Source organism: Streptomyces sp. C1-1 (assembly GCF_050214755.1).
GTDB lineage: Bacteria > Actinomycetota > Actinomycetes > Streptomycetales > Streptomycetaceae > Streptomyces.
Map to the genome: position 1 here is coordinate 9,183,345 of NZ_CP189826.1, position 12,842 is coordinate 9,196,186.

The 12,842-nt window shown below is 72.2% G+C and carries 9 protein-coding genes and 2 pseudogenes; 5 read left to right on the forward strand and 6 right to left on the reverse strand.

Features of this window, described 5'->3' with window-relative positions:
• Nucleotides 1-33 precede the first annotated feature (33 nt).
• Nucleotides 34-291: pseudogene (locus ACQF4J_RS41760) on the forward strand (arginine deiminase family protein); the annotation flags it as partial.
• Between the two features lie 9 nt (nucleotides 292-300).
• Here the strand turns inward: ACQF4J_RS41760 and ACQF4J_RS41765 are convergent.
• Entirely contained in the window at nucleotides 301-723 is a 423-nt protein-coding gene (locus ACQF4J_RS41765; protein WP_351567167.1) for a PaaI family thioesterase, read from the reverse strand.
• 78 nt (nucleotides 724-801) lie between these two features.
• On the opposite strand from ACQF4J_RS41765, the gene ACQF4J_RS41770 reads away from it, so the two are divergent.
• Nucleotides 802-1,230, forward strand: coding sequence for a MarR family winged helix-turn-helix transcriptional regulator (locus ACQF4J_RS41770; RefSeq protein WP_351804264.1), 429 nt, complete (start codon nucleotides 802-804; stop codon nucleotides 1,228-1,230).
• A 1-nt stretch (nucleotide 1,231) separates the two neighbouring features.
• Here the strand turns inward: ACQF4J_RS41770 and ACQF4J_RS41775 are convergent, their stop codons facing one another.
• From ACQF4J_RS41775 to ACQF4J_RS41790, 4 genes and pseudogenes are all read right to left on the reverse strand, one after another.
• Entirely contained in the window at nucleotides 1,232-2,806 is a 1,575-nt protein-coding gene (locus ACQF4J_RS41775) for an alpha/beta hydrolase (protein ID WP_351804266.1), read from the reverse strand.
• Between the two features lie 110 nt (nucleotides 2,807-2,916).
• Nucleotides 2,917-3,711: a class I SAM-dependent methyltransferase gene (locus tag ACQF4J_RS41780; protein WP_351566781.1), complete on the reverse strand. Its 795-nt coding sequence runs from the start codon at nucleotides 3,709-3,711 to the stop codon at nucleotides 2,917-2,919.
• Nucleotides 3,712-3,716: 5 nt separating this feature from the next.
• Nucleotides 3,717-8,003 (reverse strand): aminotransferase class I/II-fold pyridoxal phosphate-dependent enzyme, encoded by a 4,287-nt coding sequence (locus ACQF4J_RS41785; RefSeq protein WP_351804268.1) that lies wholly within the window; start codon nucleotides 8,001-8,003, stop codon nucleotides 3,717-3,719.
• 201 nt (nucleotides 8,004-8,204) lie between these two features.
• Nucleotides 8,205-8,502, reverse strand: a pseudogene (locus ACQF4J_RS41790) (nucleoside deaminase); the annotation flags it as partial.
• Nucleotides 8,503-8,703: 201 nt separating this feature from the next.
• Between ACQF4J_RS41790 and ACQF4J_RS41795 the strand changes: the two are divergent.
• Both ACQF4J_RS41795 and ACQF4J_RS41800 read left to right on the forward strand, forming a co-directional pair.
• Entirely contained in the window at nucleotides 8,704-9,480 is a 777-nt protein-coding gene (locus ACQF4J_RS41795; protein WP_351566775.1) for a GNAT family N-acetyltransferase, read from the forward strand.
• 125 nt (nucleotides 9,481-9,605) lie between these two features.
• The gene (locus ACQF4J_RS41800; protein ID WP_427168132.1) at nucleotides 9,606-10,526 is read left to right on the forward strand and encodes an NAD-dependent epimerase/dehydratase family protein; all 921 of its coding nucleotides are present in this window, start codon (nucleotides 9,606-9,608) and stop codon (nucleotides 10,524-10,526) included.
• A 324-nt stretch (nucleotides 10,527-10,850) separates the two neighbouring features.
• On the opposite strand, the gene ACQF4J_RS41805 is transcribed toward ACQF4J_RS41800, so the two are convergent.
• Nucleotides 10,851-11,114 (reverse strand): GlsB/YeaQ/YmgE family stress response membrane protein, encoded by a 264-nt coding sequence (locus tag ACQF4J_RS41805; protein WP_351566770.1) that lies wholly within the window; start codon nucleotides 11,112-11,114, stop codon nucleotides 10,851-10,853.
• A gap of 276 nt (nucleotides 11,115-11,390) precedes the next feature.
• Between ACQF4J_RS41805 and ACQF4J_RS41810 the strand changes: the two genes are divergently transcribed.
• A complete protein-coding gene (locus ACQF4J_RS41810) occupies nucleotides 11,391-12,836 on the forward strand; it encodes a hydrolase (RefSeq protein WP_351566767.1) in 1,446 nt (481 codons plus the stop codon).
• The last annotated feature ends 6 nt before the right edge of the window (nucleotides 12,837-12,842 follow it).

Consider the following 12,842-nt stretch of genomic DNA (forward strand, 5'->3'; position numbering starts at 1 on the left):
GTCTCCCGAGTCGCCGGATGGCGCCTCCCACCCGGCCTGCCCGAGCTGTGGGTCGTGGAGACCGGCGGTGACGCGTACGCCTCCGAGTGGCAGCAGTGGGGCAGCGGCAACAACGCGGTCGCCCTGGAGCCCGGCGTGGTCTTCACCCACGACCGCAACACCCACACCAACACCCTGCTCCGCAAGGCCGGCATGGAGGTGATCACCATCGTGGGCGCGGAGCTGGGCGGCGGCCGCGGCGGCGGACACCGCATGACGTGCCCGATCGTGCGCGACCCGGTGGACTTCTGACCCAGGGCCCTAGCGGACCCCGTCCGGCGGCTCCGTCACCGCGACGTTCCCCTGAGCCACGGCGCACAGGGTCCGCACCCCGGCGCCGTCCACGGTCGTCACGTCGCAGCGGCACACGACACGGGTGCGGCCGGCCCGCACCACCTGGGCGTCCGCGCGCAGGACGACACCCGTGGCCGGCCGCAGATAGTCGATGGTGAACCCGGACGTGATCACCCCGGCGCCCACCACCGTGGCCGCGGCGAGCGTCAGCGTGTTGTCCGCCAGGTAGGAGAGCACCCCGCCGTGCACGAAGCCGTACTGCTGGAGCAGCTCCTCGCGGACGTCCAGCTCCAGCGAGGCCGTGCCGTCTCCGCAGGCGGTCAGCCGGGTGCCCAGCAGCCTGCTGAAGGGCTGCTCGGCCAGGGCCTTGCGAGCCAGTTCCAGGTCCATCGCGCCGTCCGCCCTCCGTCTCACTTCACCAGTGAAGTGAGGGTGGCGTGCGCCGTCGGCGTCTGTCAAGATCGGCCCATGTCCGAGCCGGATCAGCGCCTGTACTTTCTGCTGCAGCGGGCGGCCCACCGTCTGCGCACTGCGGTGGACCGGCGCTGCCTCGCCGTCGCCGGCGTCACCACGGCCCAGGTCGGCGCGCTGTTCGCCGTACAGGACCGGCCCGGTGCGACCCAGCAGGAGCTGGCCGGTGTACTCGGGCTGCGCGAGTCGGCCGTCACGGCGCTCGTCGGGCGGCTCGCCATGGCGGGCCTGCTGTCCAAGCAGGCGCACCCGCTCCAACACCGCGCCGTCGTACTGGAGTTGACCGACGCCGGAGCGGACGCCCTGCGGGCCGCGCGCCCGGAGATCGACCGCTTCAACGCCCAGCTGCGCGAACTGCTGGGTGAGGACGGCTTCGTGACGACGGCCGAGGCCCTGCACCGCCTCGCCTACGACTGGGAGGCCTGACTCAGTCGCCCTCCTCCGGCGCGCAGGAACTGCCGTTCGGCGGCAGGGAGCCGTACAGGAGGAAATTGTCGACCTTCTCGTGCACGCACTTGGAGGAGGCGTAACCGGTGTGCCCCTCGCCCTTGTTGTCGAGGACCACCGCCGAGGAGCCGAGCCGCGCGGCCGTCTCCACGGTCCAGCGGTACGGCGTGGCGGGGTCGCCCCGGGTGCCCACGAGAAGCATCTTGGCGCTGTGCACGTCGCGCACCTTCTCGCGGATGTAGTCGGTGCCCTTGGGCCGGCCGTAGCACATCAGCAGCTCGGTGAGCCGGTAGCGGCCGAAGACCGGGGAGGCCTGCTCGTACTCGGCGCGCAGCCGGCCGAGGTCCCGGGCGATCTGTTCGGCGCCGGGGCGGTCGGGATCGTCCGCGCAGTCGATCGCCATCAGCGCCGCGGGCAGGTTGTCCAGCGGGACGTCGTCCTCGTCGACCAGCCCGCCGTCGCCCTGCGCCCGGCGCGGCCGGGCCCCGCCGGTCGCGAAGTTCATCACGCCGCGGGTGTCGCCGTCCTCGACGAGCTGGGCGAGGGCGCGCTCCAGGGAGGGCCACAGCTGCTTGCTGTACAGCGCCTGTCCGATGGCGCCCACGAGGTCCTGGCCGGTGAACTGCCCGCCGAGGTCGCCCGGCACCGGGTCCTGGTCGAGCGAGTCCACCAACTGCACGACCTGTTCCCGCGCGTCGCGCGCGTCCTGGCCGAAGGGGCAGGCGATGTCCTTCACACACCAGGTGATGAAGTCCTCCAGGGCGGTCTGCTGACCCTCGGCGCCCGCGATCCCCTGCTCCGCCATGGGCTCGGTCAGCGTGTCCACCCCGTCGAGCACCAACCGGCCCACCTTCTTGGGGAACTGGGCGGCGTACACCGCGCCGAGCCGTGTTCCGTAGGAGAAACCGAGGTAGTTGAGCTTCTTGTCGCCGAGCGCCTGGCGCATCACGTCCAGGTCGCGCGAGGCGTTCACCGTTCCTATGTGGGGCAGTACCGGCCCGGAGTGCCGCGCGCACTGCTCGGCCGCCGCCTTCAACTGCCGCAGCACATCCTGCGGATGGCGGAGGTCGGCGTTCTCGTCGGTGACCGCCGCGAGCGCGTCGCTCTCGTCGCCGCAGCTGACCGGCGAGGACCTGCCGACGCCGCGCGGGTCGAAGGACACCACGTCGTACTCGTTCGTCAGGCCCATGAAGTCGTCGCCGCCGGAGGCGAGTTCGCTCACCCCGGAGCCGCCCGGCCCGCCGAAGTTCAGCAGCACCGAACCGCGCTTCTTCTTCGCCGTCGCGCGGTAGCGGGCCAGCGCCAGATCCAGCGTGCCGGCCCGGGGCCTGGCGTAGTCGAGCGGCACCGTGACCTTGCCGCACTGCAGGTCCTTGGGCGCGTCCGGCCCCTTGCACCTGGACCAGACGATCTTCTGCCGGTAGAAGCGAGACAGGTCGGGTCCGGTGCCGTCCGCGGTCACCGACGGCAGCCCCGCGGCCAGCAGGGCCACAGTGGCGGCCCCGGTGACCGCGCAGCGCCGCACCGCGGACCGTGTCGTCGGCTTGGCCAGCATCGATGCCTCCCAGGGCGCCCGCAGCGGACCGGCGGGAAACGGCGCCCTCGCTCACGATAGGCGGCCCCCACGGGCCCCGCCTCCGGGCGGGCGGAACCCCCTGACGTGCCTTACCCTCGGCGCTCCCCGGGCTGCCGGCCACCGGCGACCGCGGCGGCTCGTCGTCCCGGTGACGGACGTCTTGCCCGGGCCGTCAGGAGGACCATTCCGGACTCCCCGTAGTCGGGCGGGGTGGGGTCGGCGTCGATGTGGGTCACGGTCAGGTCGTGGGTCAGCGGCGCGAACACCTGCGTGACCGTCTCGGGGTTCACCGGGCAGCCGGGCCAGCGCAAGGCCGGGCCGACGCGGTAGGTGGGCAGGTCCTCCATGAACGCGGCCACCAGGTGTCCGCCCGGGACGACGCAGCGCACGAAGGCCCGGCAGAAGTCGGCGAACTCCGCACGGTCCTCGGTGGCGCCCTCGGCGACGAAGTGCATCGACGCCAGGTCGTACCCGCCGGGAGCGAGCTCGCGCACGTCGGCGTGGACTACGTTGACGTCCGCCAGTGCCCCCGCCAGGGTGGCGGGCAGGTCGGGGTTCAAACGCCGGCACAGCGCGTGGAACGGCAGCCAGCTGGCGTCCGGCCCGTAGAGGATCTGCCGCTCCAGGTAGGCGACGTTCCCGGCCCCCGCCTCGACGGCGTCGATACGGCGGCTCGCGGCGGCGGCGAGGATCAGCGGGTACAGGTTGGGGCCCGCCCCGAACTCGACCGACCTGGCGAGGGACCTCGGCGGGATGCGCCGGTAGAAGGCGGAGTGATGGGCGATGACCGCCGCGTCGGACGGATGCAGGTCGCGGTAGTTCTCCGCGAGGTAGTCCGCCACCGGCCAGCGGTCCCAGTCCACGTCGTCGTTGTGCGTCGTCATCGGCCTCAGCCCTTCGGCCGCAGCGGGAAACGGGCGGCCAACCGGGTCAGCGTCCCGTTGAGCCGCTCGATGTCGTCGTCGGAGTTGAGCGCCGTGACCTGGACGCGGCATCCGACCCGGTCGCGCGGTACCAGGGGATGGGCGGCCAGCGTCACGTAGATTCCCTCCTCCCACAGGAACGCCCCGACCGCGTCCAGGTCGTCCGCGTTCGCCAGCGGGATCTCGATGATCGGCAGCCGGTCCCGGTTGAGGGTCGCGACGCCCAGCTCGTCCAGGTGATCCAGCACTTGGACCGTCCTGCGGTACAGATCCGCGCGCAGCGCGTCGCCCCGCTTGTCGTTCACGTCCAGCCCGGCCAGCACCGTCGCCAGGGACGCCGTGGGGGACGGACCCGAGTACAGGTAGGGGCCCGCGGCCGTCTTGAGCCGGTTCTTCATCGCGGTCGGCAGCGCGAGGAAGGCGAGCAGCGACGAGTACGCCATGGAGAAGCCGCCGGCAAGCACGATCCCGTCGTACGACTCCCCGGTGTGCCGCACTATGCCGTTGCCGCGCGTCCCGTACGAGCACGGCTCGCGCGGCCCGCGCTCCCCGACCACCCCGAACCCGTGCGCGTCGTCGACGTACAGCGTCGCCCCCGCCGCGCGGCACACCGAGGCCAGCGCGGGCACGTCGGTGAGGTTCCCGCTCATGCTGTTGACTCCGTCCAGGCACACCAGCCGGGGCAGGCCCGAGGGCACCGAGGCCAGCAGGGTCTCCAGCTCCCCGAGGCGCTCGGCGTGGAAGCGGTGCAGGGTGGCGCCCTGGCCGCGGGCGACGAGGCAGCCGTCGTAGACCGTCCGGTGTGCCGTCGCCTCCACGAAGACGTGGCCGCCGTCGGCCAGCGCGGGGATCACCGAGGTGTGGATCAGCGTCAGCGTCGGCAGCAGCAGTGTGTCGGGCGCGCCGAGCAGCGCGGCCAGACGTTCCTCGATGTCCGGGTACAGGCGCGGGCTGCCCAGCAGACGGGACCAGCTGGGGTGGGTGCCCCAGCGCCGCAGCGCGGGGTCCACCGCCTCGATGATCTCCGGGTCCCAGTCGAAGCCGAGGTAGTTGCAGGAGGCGAAGTCGATCAGCCAGTGGTCGCGGCTGCGGATGTGCCGGCCCCGCACCTCGTCCAGGACCGCGTCGCTCATCGGGCTGGTCCGCCGCAGGTGTTCCAGGCTCGCGTTGCGGTCCTGACGCCGTGGGTGCGCGGGGCGGCTGTCGGCGACGGGCACCGGCTCGGGGCCCGGGTCGGTCCTGGCGACCCGGCCGTTGTCACTGCGGCGCAGCACCCGTTCGCTCTGCTGCACCGTCATCGGCCGGGCGAACAGATAGCCCTGTCCGAACCGGCACCCCATCCCCGCCAGCAGATCACGTTGCGCCGGCTCCTCGATCCCCTCGGCGATCACCTGCAGCCCCAGGGTGTCGGCGATCCGCACGATGCCCTCGACGAGCGCGACCTGCTGGGCGTCGCGGGTGATGTCGTCGATGAACGTCTTGTCGATCTTCAGTACGTCGATGGGGAAGTCCCGCAGGTAGCGCAGCGAGGAGAAGCCGGTCCCGAAGTCGTCGACCGCGATGTGCACCCCGAGCTCCTTCAGGGCCCGCAGGACCGCCTGGATCTGGGTGTCGCGTCGCAGCAGCACGGTCTCGGTGAGCTCCAACTGCAGTGACCCCGGGGCGAGCCCGGGCGTGCGCAGGGCCTGGCCGACCTGGTCGACGAACCCGGCGTCGCGGAACTGGCGCGCGGAGACGTTCACGCTGATGTACGGCGGAGCGGCGGGGCCGGGCAGCCGCTGCAGGCCGGCGATGTCGTTGACGGCGTTCTCCAGCACCCACGCGCCCAGCATCGCGATGTGCCCGGTCTCCTCGGCCAGCGCGATGAACTGCTCCGGCGGCATGGGCCTGTGCGGGGCCTGCGGCCAGCGCACCAGCGCCTCGAAGCCGACGACCTCGCCCGCCTTGATGTCCACGACCGGCTGGTAGCGCAGGGTGAACTCCTTGTCGGCGACCGCCCGGGCGAGCCGGTTCTGCAGGTCGTGCCGCTCGACCATGCGGGTGTGCAGCAGGGGGCGGAAGCGCCGCCACTGTCGTTTCCCCGCCGCCTTGGCCGCGTAGAGCGCGAGGTCGGCGTGGCCGAGCAGTTCCTCCGCGTCGGTGCTGTCGCGGGCCGTGGCCACGCCCACGCTGGCGGAGACGGTGACCGACTCCTCTCCGAGGGCGAACGGCCGGGACAGCGTCTGGATGACCTGGGCGGCCAGCAGCTCCGCGTCCAGCGGTTCGCGGGCGTCCTCCATCAAGGCCGCGAACTCGTCGCCGCCGAGCCGGGCGGCGGTGTCGCTGCGCCGCAGCGCCTTGGACAGCCGCTCCCCGACAGAGACCAGCAGATGGTCGCCGGCAGAGTGCCCGAGCGTGTCGTTGACCTGCTTGAAGTCGTCGAGGTCGATGAAGAGCAGACAGGTCAGGGACGACTCGCGGCGCCCGCGCAGCAGGGCGCGCTCGATCCGCTCCAGCAGCAGCGTCCGGTTGGGCAGGCCGGTGAGCGCGTCGTGGAAGGCCCGCTGGGTCAGCTCGTGCTCCAGCCGGCGCTGCTCCGTCACATCGCGCAGGGTGACCACCAGTCCGCCCACGGTCCGCTCGTCCCGGAAGTCGTTGCACCGCACCTCCACCTCGACCCGGCCCGCGCGGTGCCTGACCCACCAGTGGTCGTGGGTGGCCCGCGGCCCCGCCGTCCGTACGGCCGCCAGCTCCCGTGCGGCGCGCTGCCGGTCCCGAGGGTCGACCAGGTCCGGCAGCGGGACGCCGACCAGGTCGGCGGTGCCGAAGACGGACGCGGCGGACGGGCTGGCGTACCGGATGTTGTCGTCGTCCTCGACGATGAGGATCACGTCCGAGGTGTTGCGCACCAGCGTGCGGAAGTACGCCTCCTTCTCCCGGCGGACGATCTCCTGGCGCAGCGCGATGCGCTCCATGGCCAGGCCCGCGTGCGAGGCGAGGATCTCTATGGAGCCGCGGGTCTCGGCAAGCTGCCCGGGTGGCCCGGCGACCAGCAGTACGCCCGGGACGTCTCCGACGGGGCGGTCCGGCGGGATCATCAGGCACACCAGGACAGTGGCGGAAGGCTCCAGCTCGTCGCCGACGGCGAGGTCGCGGGCGTCGGCGAGGCGTCCGTGGTGCGGCGCGAGGTCGGCGGCGCGCTCGGCCGGGAGCAGCAGGGTCCGGTGGTCGACCGCGCTCTCCAGCAGACCGTCGACGGCCGTGGCGCAGACCCGGGCGACCTCTTCCTGGCGGACCGCCGAGACGAGCGAGACGGCCGCGAGGCGCAGCGTCAGCTCCCGTGCCACGGTGCCGCGGTGGGCCACGACCATTCCGCCGAGCCGGAGGATCACGAGGACGAACAGCACACCGGAGAAGGCGGCGATCACCGCGGCGTCGTCGGCCGAGCGGGTCAGCCCCTCGTCCAGCAGGATGCCCGGGGCGATCAGCGTCGCCAGGGCCAGCATGACCAGTCGGCGCCGGTGGGCCAGCAGGGACCTGTGCCGGGGCTCGGCCGCGGTCAGTTCCACCATCGACGGGTGCAGCGCGGCCTGGCCCCAGGCGGTGTAGAAGACGATCCATCCGGTGTCGAGGGCCGTGCCCGCCTGCCAGACGTCGTTGAGCTGCAGAATTCGGTACGCGATGTCGAAGCCGAGCAGCGTCAGCGTGCCGACCACCAGCAGTTGCACGGAGCGGTTGTGGCCGCCCACCGGGCTCGGGGTGAGAAGCCGGGCCAGCAGTGCCAGCACCAGCACGTCACCGAGGGGATAGGCGATGCTGATGGCCCGCTGCTGCCAGGTGAGCCCGCGCACCTCGGTGAGCGGCTGCACCAGGTACAGCCACACCGGCAGCGCGAGCCCGGAGGTGAAGATCAGCGCGTCGAGCAGGCTCGGCGGGTCGTGGCCCGCCCAGCGGTAGCGGACCAGCCCGGACAGCCCCGCGGCGAAGAGCGGGTAGGCGGCCAGGTAGCAGGCGTCCGCGGGGGAGGGGAAGGGGTTGGAGGCGTGGAAGTACTGCTCGACGACGTTGTAGTACGTATCGCCCGCGATGAACGTCAGCAGTCCGCCGGCCAGCAGCCACCAGGGCCAGCGGTGGGCGGGGCGGTGGACGTGCACCCCGGTCAGTACGGCGACGACGGCTGCCACACCGATGACCGCCCACGCCGCAGCGCGTGCTTCGGGCACCGCCAGGTACAGGGTCGTGGCCGCCGCGACCACCGCGGCATGAGCGACCATCAGCCGATGAGACGGCAGCAATGGCAAGCGCCTCCCCCAGCCGGAGGAGACCGGGTCGATCACCTGGTCTGCTTATTCGTAGAGCCTATGCACGGGGCGCGCGCCGCTGCATCTTGGGCGGTGCCGGGCCCGTCTCGGGCGTCCCCGCGGTGAAACCGGAGGTGCAGCGCGCGCACCTGTGCCACCAGCTCCGGTACCGGGCCGCCCGAGGCCCACCCAGGCGTGCGGGGCCGCGCACATCGGGCAGTGCTCGCCGCAGGTGTACACCGTCGCCGCCGCCCGCTCCTCGGGTGTCGGACGGGCGGCCGCCCAGCGCGCGAGCTCGAACGCGGGGCCGGGTGCGGTCGCCCGAGGCCACCCGGTTGTGGTCCTCGCCGAGCACCGTGCCGTCCCCGCCCACGAGGACCGACCCGAACGGCCCGTCACCGGCCCGCGGCGCCTCGGCCGCCGGCTCGACGCGGCGCCGCAGAGGGGGCAGCTCGGTGTCCTTCACGACCAAGGCGTACGGCCCTCCTCGCGACGTGATCTTCGACGTGCAGCCTACGGTCGCCCGCGCACGCGGCAAAGGCGGGCCGCGGCGCTCGACGGCGGCGACCCTGCGTCGCCACGGAGGGGCCGACCAGCGCTGACGCGCCGCCGACACGGGAGCCCGGAGGGTAAAGGTGTTGCCGCGTCCGGCGCCGGGTGCTGGAGTGACCCCATGGATCATGCAGCGGTGCTCGCCCTCTTCGACCGTGACATGCGCGAGGGCGCCCAGCCGGACGGCCCCGCCACACGCGTCGAGCGGGTGGGCGGCGTGGTGCGCCAGGTGTCGACCGCGCGCGGCTGGAACGGCGTCGTCTGGTCCGACCTGGACGAGACGAGCGCGCAGGCGGCGATCTTCGAGCAGATCGCCTTCTTCTCGGGTCTCGGCCGGGAGTTCGAGTGGAAGCTGTACGGCCACGACCTGCCGGTGGAACTGGGGGAGCGGCTCAGGGCAGCCGGGTTCACGGCCGAGCCCGAGGAGACGCTGATGATCGCCGAGGCCGCGGGTCTCGACCTCGACGTCGAGCCGCCCGAGGGCGTCCGTCTGCTGCCGGTCACCGACGCGGCGGGCGTGCACCTCGTGGCCGACGTGCACGAGAAGGCGTTCGGCACCGACGGCTCCCGACTGCGTGACCAATTGCTGGCCCGGCTGGCCGCGGAACCGGACACGATCGTCGCCGTGGTCGCGCTCGCCGGCGACGAACCGGTCAGCGCGGCCCGTATGGAGCTGGTGCCCGGCACCCGGTTCGCCGGGCTGTGGGGCGGCGGGACCGTCGAGGCCTGGCGCGGACGCGGGGTGTACCGCGCCCTGGTCGCCCACCGCGCCCGCGCGGCCGTCGAACGCGGCTACCGCTACCTCCAGGTCGACGCCTCCAGCCAGAGCAGACCGATCCTGGAGCGACTCGGCTTCGCGCCCCTGACCACGACGACTCCGTACACGTACGTCCCCTAGGGCCCGCCGTTCGGATCGGCTCGGCGTCCCGGGGTCCGGCACGCCCCGGCCGCCCCTGGAAGCCGTGGGGCGGTTCACTTCCCTGGGGATGTCACATCCGTGGCGCCCCGGTTCGTCGCATCGGCATGACGACGAACAACACCCACCAGAGCATCCTCCTCGCGGGCGCCGGCGGCGTCCTCGGCGGCCACATCACCCGTGCCCTGACCGAGGCCGGGCACAAGGTCACCGGGCTCGGCCGGGGACCGGCCCATCAGGTGCGCGCCGACCTCATGGACCGGGACGCGGTGCTGCGCGCCGTCGACGGGCAGCACTTCGACACCGTCGTCCACGCCGCCACCGCCCTGCGCCGGGCGCCGATGCGCCACCGCGACATGTACGCCACCGACGCGCTGCGCGTCGCCGGCACCGCCCACCTCGTCGAGGCGGCGCAGGCCACCGGCGCGCACCGCTTCGTCAGCGAGTCGATGGTCTTCGGTTACGGCTACGGGGACTTCGGCGACCGCACCCTCACCGAGGACGACCCGTTCGGCCCGCGCGGCACCACCCCGGAGCTGGAGCGGCACGTCGAGGGCATGCGGATCAAGGAGCAACTCACCTTCGAGGCGGCGGGACTCGCGGGCATCTCGCTGCGGTTCGGTCTGTTCTACGGCCCCGGCGGCACCGACGCCGTCCTGACCATGCTGCGCAAGCGGCAACTGCCCGCCCCCGACGACCACGGCCGGGTCCTGCCGTGGATCCACCTCGCCGACGCGGCGCGCGCGGTGGTCGCCGCCGTCGAACACGGGCGGGCCGGCCAGGCGTACAACGTCACGGACCGCACCCCGCTCGGCTTCCGCGCCCATCTCCTGTACGTGGCCGAGGAGTTCGGGCTGCCGAAGCCGCTGACGGTGCCGCTGTGGCTGACCAGGCCCATGCCGTACGCGCACACGATGATGTCGACCAGCATGCGCGTGTCCTCGGCGAAGGCGGAACGGGAGCTGGGCTGGACGCCCCGGTACCCCTCCTGCCGCGACGGCCTCGCGGCGTCGGCGCCACGAGGTTGAAACGCCAACCGGGGCTGGAGGTTGAAACGCCAACCGGGGCTGTTCGGACCGCAGTCGGGGGCCGATCGGCCCCGCCTCACGAACCGGCGTGCCTGGCAGTCTCGTCCATGGGTACACCACCCGGGGGACAGCCTCCCGCGGCGTCCGACTCTCCCGCTCAGGACGCACGGTCGAGGCGGCGGGCCCGCCGACTGCTGAGGGGAGCCGCGTCGGCGGGCCCGACTACCCTGCCGCGTCGGCGGGCCCGACTACCGCGCCCAGCCGTGGCTGCGCACCGGACCGCGCACTCCGGCCCCGGCGAGCCCGTGCCGACCCTCGCATGCGTCAGCGGCGTGCCCTCGTCCGGTCCAGTGCGGCGACACCGAGCGCGGCGAGGCCGATCTGGATGAGCCACTCGATCCAGTCGACGCCCTTGGTGTCGGCCACGCCGAAGGCACTCGCGATCGCCGACCCGATCAGGGCGGCCACGATGCCGACGAGGATCGTCAGCAGGATCCCGATGCGCTGGCGGCCCGGTACGACGAGCCGGCCCAGTACGCCGATGACGATGCCGATCACGATGGCACTGATGATGCCTGAGATCTCCATCTCCACCCCTCTTTTCAAGGCCCCCGCACTAAGCAGATGCCCCCTGGGGAGGGGGACAGTCCGTTCCGTTTCACGTACGGGTCAACGTCGGGTCATCTCCACGGGGCGGGGCGGGTGACGCCTGTTCAGCCCCTGTTCTGCCATGTACCGTTCAATCGGTCGCACGGACCCCGTGCGACCGAACGTCTACGCGCGCAGATGTCCTGTGTCTACGCGCGTAGTTCCGGCCCCGCATCCCGCACCACACGTCCCCAACCCCACTCGGAGGTACGCCGGATGCTCACTCGTTCCAGGACCCGCCACAGACTCACCACGGCCCTCGCGGTCTTCGGTCTGCTCGGCACGGGCGCCGCCCTCCAGGCCACGGCAGGCGCCACCCCCGCCCGCGCCGCCACCACCCATCGCGTCCTCTTCGACGACGGTCACGCCGAGGAGGCGGGCAACGCGGACTGGATCATCTCGACCAGCAAGCCCGACCCGCTCGGTCAGGACTCCACCCCGTCCGCCGAGACGGACTGGACCGGGGCGTTGTCGTCCTGGGGCGTCGCGCTGCAGAAGACCGGCAGCTACAGCCTCAAGACGGCCACCAGCGCCCTCACCTACGGCGGCTCGTCGTCCACCGACCTGTCGAACTTCGACACCCTGGTGCTGCCGGAGCCCAACACCCTGTTCACCACCGCCGAGAAGACGGCGATCATGACCTTCGTCAAGAACGGCGGCGGACTGTTCATGATCTCCGACCACACCGGAGCCGACCGCAACAACGACGGCTACGACGCGGTCGAGATCCTCAACGACCTGATGACCAACAACAGCGTCGACTCCACCGACCCGTTCGGCTTCTCCATCGACTCGCTCGATGTCGGTTCCGGCTACCCGGCCGCGATCAGCGACAGCACCGACCCGGTCCTGCACGGCTCCTTCGGCACGGTCACCAAGAGCCTGATCGCCGACGGCACGACGGCCACCCTCAAGCCGTCCGACAACTCCTCCGTCAAGGGCCTGGTCTACCGGTCCGGTTACTCCGGCAACACCGGCGCGTTCTTCCTGACGTCCACCTTCGGCAGCGGCCGGGTCGCCTTCTGGGGCGACAGCTCACCCGTCGACGACGGCACCGGTCAGTCCGGCAACACCCTCTACGACGGCTGGAACGACTCCGGCGCCACCAACGCCGCCCTGGCCCTGAACGCCACCGCCTGGCTGGCCGGCGCGGGCAGCAGCAGCGGAGGCGGCGGGGGTTCGGGTACCTGCACGGCCGCCCAGCTGCTCGGCAACAACGGCTTCGAGTCGGGCAGCACCACCTGGAGCGCCTCCAGCGGCGTGATCACCAACTCCACCGGCGAGTCGGCGCGTTCGGGCTCGTACTACGCCTGGCTGGACGGCTACGGCAGCGCCACCACCGACACGCTGTCGCAGTCGGTGACCATCCCGTCCGGCTGCACCACCGCCGCCCTGAGCTTCTATCTCCATGTCGACACGGCGGAGACCAGTACCAGCGCGGCGTACGACACGCTCAAGGTCCAGGTCCTCAACAGCTCCGGGACCGTGCTGGGCACCCTGGCGACCTACTCGAACCTCAATGCCGCGAGCGGCTACACCCAGCGCAGCTTCAGCCTCGCGGGCTACGCGGGCCAGACCGTCACGCTGAAGTTCACCGGCACCGAGGGCTCCACCCTGCAGACCTCCTTCGTCATCGACGACACGGCCCTCAACGTCAGTTGAGACCCG

What these genes read in the sequence shown, in the direction of transcription:
- ACQF4J_RS41765 (WP_351567167.1), bottom strand. Translation starts at nt 723, where the DNA reads ATGGACCTGGAACTGGCTCGCAAGGCCCTGGCCGAGCAGCCCTTCAGC.
- ACQF4J_RS41770 (WP_351804264.1), top strand. Translation starts at nt 802, where the DNA reads ATGTCCGAGCCGGATCAGCGCCTGTACTTTCTGCTGCAGCGGGCGGCC.
- ACQF4J_RS41775 (WP_351804266.1), bottom strand. Translation starts at nt 2,806, where the DNA reads ATGCTGGCCAAGCCGACGACACGGTCCGCGGTGCGGCGCTGCGCGGTC.
- ACQF4J_RS41780 (WP_351566781.1), bottom strand. Translation starts at nt 3,711, where the DNA reads ATGACGACGCACAACGACGACGTGGACTGGGACCGCTGGCCGGTGGCG.
- ACQF4J_RS41785 (WP_351804268.1), bottom strand. Translation starts at nt 8,003, where the DNA reads ATGGTCGCTCATGCCGCGGTGGTCGCGGCGGCCACGACCCTGTACCTG.
- ACQF4J_RS41795 (WP_351566775.1), top strand. Translation starts at nt 8,704, where the DNA reads ATGGATCATGCAGCGGTGCTCGCCCTCTTCGACCGTGACATGCGCGAG.
- ACQF4J_RS41800 (WP_427168132.1), top strand. Translation starts at nt 9,606, where the DNA reads ATGACGACGAACAACACCCACCAGAGCATCCTCCTCGCGGGCGCCGGC.
- ACQF4J_RS41805 (WP_351566770.1), bottom strand. Translation starts at nt 11,114, where the DNA reads ATGGAGATCTCAGGCATCATCAGTGCCATCGTGATCGGCATCGTCATC.
- ACQF4J_RS41810 (WP_351566767.1), top strand. Translation starts at nt 11,391, where the DNA reads ATGCTCACTCGTTCCAGGACCCGCCACAGACTCACCACGGCCCTCGCG.